This window comes from uncultured Roseovarius sp. (assembly GCF_913054395.1).
Taxonomy (GTDB): Bacteria; Pseudomonadota; Alphaproteobacteria; order Rhodobacterales; family Rhodobacteraceae; genus Roseovarius.
On sequence record NZ_CAJXIP010000166.1, the window covers coordinates 1 to 6,522 of the forward strand.

The window sequence follows — 6,522 nt, forward strand, 5'->3', positions numbered from 1 at the left end:
AACGAAAACCTCGCCTTACTGGCGGGTATTTTTTCGTCTAAGTCTTTGGATTTATTGGTGGAGCCTAGGGGGATCGAACCCCTGACCTCTTGCATGCCATGCAAGCGCTCTCCCAGCTGAGCTAAGGCCCCATCAGTGTGGCCCCGCAAGGCCTGTGCGCCGCTATCTAGGGAAAGCGGCGGGCGGGATCAAGAGGAAAATCCCGCCCTTTCGTTTTTCAAGAGTCAGAGTCGTCCGAGGCCACGTCGGCGATCTCGTCAAGCGAGACATCGTCGTCGTCGTCATCCTCGAGGATGTCATCGTCAAGATCGACATCCACGTCATCATCATCCAGCAGATCCGAACTGTCGTCCGCATCGGCCGTTTGCAGTTTCTTGGTCTCGGCATCTTCGGCATCAGGCGTCATGGAACGGCTTTTGCCGGTGGCGAGTTCGACCACTTCGCCGGTATACGGGCTGATGATCGGGTTCTTGTTCAGGTCGTAGAAGCGCTTGCCAGTGGTTGGGCAAATGCGCTTTACGCCCCATTCTTCTTTGGGCATTGGTGATCCCCTTTAAATCTCTGGTCTTGTCGACGGTCCGCGCCACCTGCCATAACAATGGTCAGCTGTCAAAGGCTTTAGTCGCCACGCAATCCGCTAATCAGGAGGCCATATGGGCCATCATGTGCTTCCGGGCAACCCCCCAGTTGAACTTAGCCTGCGCCGATCCCCGCGCGCGCGGCGGATTTCGCTGCGTGTTTCGGGGCTCGACGGGCGGGTGACGCTGACTTTGCCGCGTGGTGTGCCCGAGGCCGAGGCACTTGATTTCGCCCGTACCAAGGCCGATTGGCTGCGTGCGCAATTGGCGCAGCGCCCGGTCACGGTTGCCGTCGCGCATGGGCTTGAGCTCCCGGTTGAGGGGGCTGTGGTGCGAATCGCCCAGGGCACGGGGCGGCGCGTGGTGCAGGATGGCGCGACCCTGCATGTGCCGGGGCGCCCCGAAACTGCCGCCGCCCGGCTTGAAGGCTGGCTCAAGGCGCGGGCGCGTGACCGGCTTGCGGCGGCATCGGATCATTATGCGGGGCTGCTTGGGCAGGGGTATAGCCGGATCACCCTGCGCGATACGCGGTCGCGATGGGGGTCGTGTTCGTCCTCCGGCGCGCTCAGCTATTCCTGGCGCCTGATCATGGCCCCGCCCGAGGTGCTGGATTATGTCGCCGCACATGAGGTGGCACATCTGGCGGAAATGAACCATTCGCCCGCCTTCTGGTCGGTGGTGTCGCGCCTGATGCCCGACTATGCTGTGCAGCGCGCATGGCTGCGCCGCGAGGGCGGGGCGTTGCACCGCTATCGTTTCAGTGATTGACCTGCGCTGTATTTGTGATCACATGAGGCCATGTTGCTGACCCCACGCCCCGATCCGACGCCATCGGCGCATGACCGCGTTTACCGCGGTCTGCGTACCCGGATCATGCATGGGGAAATTGCGCCGGGTCAGGCGATGACCCTGCGCGGCATCGGCGCCGAATTCGGGGTGTCGATGACCCCCGCGCGCGAAGCTGTGCGCCGCCTGTCGGCGGAGGGGGCACTGACGATCTCAAGCTCAGGGCGGGTAAGTACACCGGAACTCAACAATGAACGGATCGAGGAGCTGGCCGCGCTGCGCTCGCTGATCGAGGTGGAACTGGCAAGCCGCGCCCTGCCGCGCGCACATATCGCCCTGATCGACCGGCTCCAGAGCATCAACATGCGCGTTGCCGAGGATATCGCGCGCCAGGATGCGGTTGCCTATATCCGCCGCAATCTGGAGTTTCACCGCACGCTCTATCTGCGCGCACAGGCGCCCGCGATGCTGGCCATGGCCGAAACCGTCTGGCTTCAGCTTGGACCGACCATGCGCGCCCTCTACGGTCGCTTGCGGCGCAAGGACCCGCCACATCACCATCGCCTGATCATAGCGGCGCTGAAAGCCGGCGACGAGCCAAGCCTGCGCCTCGCCGTGCGCTCGGATGTGACGCAGGGCCTCAAGATGCTGGTGGGGTAGGGCGGTATGGATCAGGCAACCCTGATGATCACGCTTGGCGCGCTGTTTCTTCTGGGGCTGGCCGCGGATACGGTGGGGCGCCGTTCCAGCCTGCCTCGGGTTACCCTGCTGTTGATTTGTGGCATATTGGTCGGCGGCTCGGGGCTCGACCTGATCCCGCCCGAGGTGCGCGCGCTTTATGATTTCCTGTCGGTCATGGCGCTGACCATGGTGGCGTTTTTGCTGGGAAGTTCGCTCACCGGCAAGGCCTTGAAACATAACGGCGAGGCTATTTTCCTTGTCTCCCTGGCGATTGTTCTGGCGACCATGCTGGGCGTCACGGTCGGTTTGTGGCTGATCGGTGTGCCAGCGCCGGTTGCTTTGCTGCTGGGCGCAATTGCATCGGCCACGGATCCGGCGGCCACACAGGATGCGATTCGCCAATCTGGCTCAAAGGGGCCGTTCGTCGACAAGGTTCGCGGCATCGTTGCCATCGACGATGCCTGGGGACTGTTGGCGTTTTCGCTGGCGGTGGTGTTCGCCCAAATGCTTGGCGGCGAGGGGGATGCCGCTGCCCTGTCAGAGGCGCTCTGGGAAATCGGCGGGGCGATTGGCCTTGGCGCGATGATCGGCCTGCCTGCCGCCTTTCTGACCGGTCGGCTCAGCAAAGGCGAACCGCTTCAGACCGAGGCGATCGGCATTGTGTTTCTCACTGCCGGTCTGGCGATCTGGGCGGGGGTGTCCTTTCTGATCGCGGGCATGGTGGTGGGCGCGATCATCGCCAACCTGGCGCGCCACCATGACCGCGCCTTTCACGAGATCGAGCATGTGCAATGGCCCTTCATGGTGCTGTTTTTCCTGCTCGCCGGTGCGCGCCTCGAACTCGGTCTTCTGGTTGAGATCGGCCTGCTTGGCCTTGCCTTCATCGCGCTGCGTACCGGCGCGCGGGTGGCGGGGGGCTGGATCGGCGGTGCGCTTGCAGATGTGCCGCCGGCCGAGCGCCGCTGGTTCGGCGCCGCTCTCTTGCCTCAGGCGGGCGTTGCCGTGGGCATGGCGCTTGTGGCTGCGCGCGAATTCCCGCAATCGGGCGAAATGATTCTCACCCTGACGATTGGCACCACGGTCCTGTTTGAACTGATCGGCCCGGTGATGACCATCCTTGCCATCCGCCGGGTCCAGAACGCCGGATAAATCCGCGCCCTGCGTTTCTTCTTGCCTTAAATATCCCCGCCGGAGGCACCCGGACCTTCCGCCCGCGACCCCCTTGCGAAGGCGCGACCGGCTTAAGCGGCCAGCCCCTTCGAGCCGATCTTGAGAAACTTCTCGCGCCGGTCCCTGATCAGGGCTGCGCGGTCTTTCTTGTCCAACTCGCCAAGCATAGCGTTGATCGCCTTGCCCACCGCCTCAATCGTGGCGTCACGGTCGCGATGCGCGCCGCCAAGTGGCTCGTCGATGATGCGGTCCGCCACGCCAAGGTTGATCAGATCCTGCGCCGTCAGGCGCAGCGCCTCTGCCGCTTCGCGCATCTTCTCGGAATCCTTCCACAGGATACTCGCACAGCCCTCGGGCGAAATCACCGAATAGACCGAATGATCCAGCATCGCCACGCGGTTGGCCGAGGCAAAGGCGACGGCCCCGCCGGAACCGCCTTCACCGATGATCACGCTGACCAGCGGAACGCCGATCTGAAGGCAGGTCTCGGTGGCGCGCGCAATCGCCTCGGATTGGCCGCGTTCTTCGGCGCCCTTGCCGGGATAGGCACCGGGTGTGTCGACAAGTGTCACCACCGGCAGGCCAAAGCGATCCGCCATCTCCATCAGGCGTACCGCCTTGCGATAGCCCTCGGGGCGGGCCATGCCGAAATTGCGGGCAATCCGGCTTTTGGTGTCATTGCCTTTTTCATGGCCGATCACCATCACCGGGCGGTCGTCAAGCCGCGCCAGCCCGCCCATCACCGCGTCATCCTCGCCAAAGGCGCGGTCGCCTGCAAGCGGGGTGTATTCGGTGAACAGCGCCTCGATGTAATCGCGGCAATGCGGGCGGTCGGGATGACGTGCCACCTGACATTTGCGCCAGGGGCTGAGATTCTTGTAAAGGTCGCGCAGCAATTCGGCCGCCTTGCGATCAAGCGCGCCGGCTTCGGCCTCGACATTCATTTCGGCATTGGCCCGCGCCATTGCGCGCAGCTCTTCGGCCTTGCCTTCAATTTCCGCCAGCGGCTTTTCGAAGTCGAGGTAGTTGGTCATCGCTTACTCCACGGTTGCCGTGGCGATATATGGCGGTACGGCGGGATTTGCAATCATAACCGGGCAAGTCCGGCCCGAAGGGCAAGGTCCGGCGAGGATAAAACCGCAAGGTCGAGATCGCCCAGCAGCCCCGCCGCCCCCGCCATCGAGACCTGCGCAAGAACGATTGCCCCCAGATCAGGGATTTGTGCCGCCTTCTGGCGAATCGCACGTGCCAGGGCATCGGCAAAATCTTTCGTCTGCCCTTCGGCAAAAAGCGGCCAGAGATTGGTCAGTGACAGGGGGATCACCGGACCGGAATGACCCGCCTCGCGCATGGCATCCTGCAACAATCCAAGGCTCGGCGCGCGGGTACTGTCGAGACAGTATACCATCAGGACCGCGCCCCTTGTCCAAGCGGCGGCCTGCATCATCGGCGCATCGACGCGGATCGCGCCCGCGCAGGCCGCGACCGGGCCGATGGTGGTGCAGGTGCAAATCACCGGTCCCGGCGCAGCGGTGATCGCCGCCGCGATCTCTTCTGCAAGCGCCGGGTCGATGCCATTGCGTGCGCGCTCAAGAAAATCGGGCCGCACGATATGGTCAAGATGCACACCCGGCGCAATCCTGTCCCGTAAGCCGTCAAACGCCGCGCGATGCACCTCGGCGGTGTGCAGAAGGGTCAGGGTCATGCTCGCCCCTATGCGGTGATCACTGGGCCGGGAATAGCACGGGGATCAGGGTGGTGACCAGCAATCCCGCCATGATCCAGTTGAACGCGCGCAGGCGCACCGGGCTTTTCAGCAGACGGCGCAGCTGTTGGCCGAGAACGGTCCAGCCCGTGGTGCTGATCGAGGAGACAAGCACATAGATGCCCGCAACCCAAAGCACGGCCACAAGATCGCGCCCCGTCGCGTAAAGCGTGACCGCCGAAAGCGCCATGCTCCAGGCCTTGGGGTTGACCCACTGGAAGGCGGCGGATTGTACGAACGTCAGGGGGCGTCCCTCGCCAACCGCCTCTTTCGGCGGCGTGGCATTGGCGATTTTCCACGCCAGATACAGCAGATAGGCGACCGACACGATCTTTAGGATCAGATAACTCAGTGGCCATAGGTCGAAGACCTGCATCACCCCGATGCCGACCAGAAACACCATCGTCGGAAATCCAAGCCCGATGCCGATCATATGCGGCACCGTGCGGCGAAAACCGAAATTGGCCCCCGAAGTCATCAGCATGAGGTTATTGGGCCCCGGTGTGATCACCGTGACAAAGGCAAAGGTGGCGAGGGCGGTCAAAAGCTCAATGGTCATCTGGACAACATATGCGATCATCGACGCATTTGAATTGCGTTTATTTGCGTGTGTTGAGAAAATGTGCAATTAAATTCGACTATGGATAAAATTAATGACCGTATATTGCAGGCCTTGTCGCGCGACGGCCGGATCAGCAATCTGGATCTGGCGGAAAAGGTTGGCCTGTCGCCTTCGGCCTGTCTGCGCCGTGTGCAGGACCTTGAGCGGCGCGGCGTGATTGTCGGCTATCGTGCGGTGCTGAACCGGGCCGCGATGGGCACCGGCTTTACGGCCTATGTTGCGGTCGGGCTGAACAGTCATACCAAGGCAAGCCAGGAGGCGTTCGAACGCGCCATGGCTGCGGCACCCGAGGTGGTGGAATGTCACAACATCACCGGCGCCATCGAATATATCCTGCGCGTCGAGGTGGCCGACCTTGCCGCATACAAAAGCTTTCACACCGATGTTCTGGGCACACTGGCGCATGTGAATGCAATCACCTCTTATGTGGTGATGGGGTCGCCCAAGGACGAGCGGGCCTGAAAAATGAAAGGGGGCCGTTGGGTCGGCCCCTCAGTCATACCTGCCTGGTATTTCCAAAACTCATGTCGCGCAGAGGTTCGGGAGGATGAAATCCACCCCGAGGCTTGACGTGACCGCCGCCGCCCGCCTGTCGCGGTTCAGGAGATCGGCCTGTCGATCAGTACACAGCAGAGCGTGCGACGCCAACCTGCGCAATTGATCCAGATATAGTCGAAATATTACGAATCGGTCAACATAAAGTGATTCGGTTCGGGCGCCGGGCCTGAGTTTTGCACTCCGGAATTGCGTGAGGGGCAAAATTTGTTTGCTTTTTCCGCCTTTGATGCCCGCGCGTTAGCCGTTTTCGCGCAGAATTCCACCCGCAAGATAAAGCGAGCCACAGATCAGAATACGCGCTTGCGGGGTATGCGCGACAATCGCGCGCACAGCCTCAAGCGCGCTTTCGGCTGTGCTGGCGG

The 6,522-nt window shown here is 62.3% G+C and carries 8 protein-coding genes and 1 tRNA gene; 4 read left to right on the top strand and 5 right to left on the bottom strand.

The features are described 5' to 3' along the window. Positions 1 to 55: 55 nt before the first annotated feature. Positions 56 to 131, bottom strand: a tRNA-Ala gene (locus QZ522_RS16640). An 86-nt stretch (positions 132 to 217) separates the two neighbouring features. Then, entirely contained in the window at positions 218 to 541 is a 324-nt protein-coding gene (locus QZ522_RS16645) for a TIGR02300 family protein (protein ID WP_294614171.1), read from the bottom strand. A 112-nt stretch (positions 542 to 653) separates the two neighbouring features. Between QZ522_RS16645 and QZ522_RS16650 the strand changes: the two genes are divergently transcribed. Genes QZ522_RS16650 through QZ522_RS16660 form a run of 3 tightly spaced genes read left to right on the top strand, consistent with a single transcriptional unit; the run spans position 654 to position 3,194 of the window. Next, complete coding sequence (locus QZ522_RS16650; protein ID WP_294614174.1) at positions 654 to 1,346, top strand: SprT family zinc-dependent metalloprotease; 693 nt, start codon at positions 654 to 656, stop codon at positions 1,344 to 1,346. Positions 1,347 to 1,376: 30 nt separating this feature from the next. After that, on the top strand, positions 1,377 to 2,024 hold the full coding sequence (locus QZ522_RS16655) for a GntR family transcriptional regulator (RefSeq protein ID WP_294614177.1): 648 nt from the start codon (positions 1,377 to 1,379) through the stop codon (positions 2,022 to 2,024). Positions 2,025 to 2,030: 6 nt separating this feature from the next. Then, entirely contained in the window at positions 2,031 to 3,194 is a 1,164-nt protein-coding gene (locus tag QZ522_RS16660; protein ID WP_294614180.1) for a cation:proton antiporter, read from the top strand. Positions 3,195 to 3,286: 92 nt separating this feature from the next. On the opposite strand, the gene QZ522_RS16665 is transcribed toward QZ522_RS16660, so the two are convergent. From QZ522_RS16665 to QZ522_RS16675, 3 genes are read right to left on the bottom strand one after another with little or no spacing between them, the layout of a single operon-like run. Continuing rightward, positions 3,287 to 4,249, bottom strand: coding sequence for an acetyl-CoA carboxylase carboxyltransferase subunit alpha (locus QZ522_RS16665; RefSeq protein ID WP_294614183.1), 963 nt, complete (start codon positions 4,247 to 4,249; stop codon positions 3,287 to 3,289). Positions 4,250 to 4,302: 53 nt separating this feature from the next. Next, positions 4,303 to 4,920: a hypothetical protein gene (locus QZ522_RS16670; RefSeq protein ID WP_294614186.1), complete on the bottom strand. Its 618-nt coding sequence runs from the start codon at positions 4,918 to 4,920 to the stop codon at positions 4,303 to 4,305. A 19-nt stretch (positions 4,921 to 4,939) separates the two neighbouring features. Then, positions 4,940 to 5,539 carry a LysE family translocator gene (locus QZ522_RS16675; RefSeq protein WP_294614191.1) on the bottom strand — a complete coding sequence of 200 codons (600 nt, stop codon included), beginning with the start codon at positions 5,537 to 5,539 and terminating at the stop codon, positions 4,940 to 4,942. An 81-nt stretch (positions 5,540 to 5,620) separates the two neighbouring features. Between QZ522_RS16675 and QZ522_RS16680 the strand changes: the two genes are divergently transcribed. Then, positions 5,621 to 6,064, top strand: coding sequence for an Lrp/AsnC family transcriptional regulator (locus QZ522_RS16680; RefSeq protein ID WP_294614189.1), 444 nt, complete (start codon positions 5,621 to 5,623; stop codon positions 6,062 to 6,064). Positions 6,065 to 6,522: the final 458 nt, after the last annotated feature.

Coding starts and splice junctions, on each gene's coding strand:
- QZ522_RS16645 (WP_294614171.1), bottom strand. CDS start 541: ATGCCCAAAGAAGAATGGGGCGTAAAGCGCATTTGCCCAACCACTGGC.
- QZ522_RS16650 (WP_294614174.1), top strand. CDS start 654: ATGGGCCATCATGTGCTTCCGGGCAACCCCCCAGTTGAACTTAGCCTG.
- QZ522_RS16655 (WP_294614177.1), top strand. CDS start 1,377: ATGTTGCTGACCCCACGCCCCGATCCGACGCCATCGGCGCATGACCGC.
- QZ522_RS16660 (WP_294614180.1), top strand. CDS start 2,031: ATGGATCAGGCAACCCTGATGATCACGCTTGGCGCGCTGTTTCTTCTG.
- QZ522_RS16665 (WP_294614183.1), bottom strand. CDS start 4,249: ATGACCAACTACCTCGACTTCGAAAAGCCGCTGGCGGAAATTGAAGGC.
- QZ522_RS16670 (WP_294614186.1), bottom strand. CDS start 4,920: ATGACCCTGACCCTTCTGCACACCGCCGAGGTGCATCGCGCGGCGTTT.
- QZ522_RS16675 (WP_294614191.1), bottom strand. CDS start 5,539: ATGACCATTGAGCTTTTGACCGCCCTCGCCACCTTTGCCTTTGTCACG.
- QZ522_RS16680 (WP_294614189.1), top strand. CDS start 5,621: ATGGATAAAATTAATGACCGTATATTGCAGGCCTTGTCGCGCGACGGC.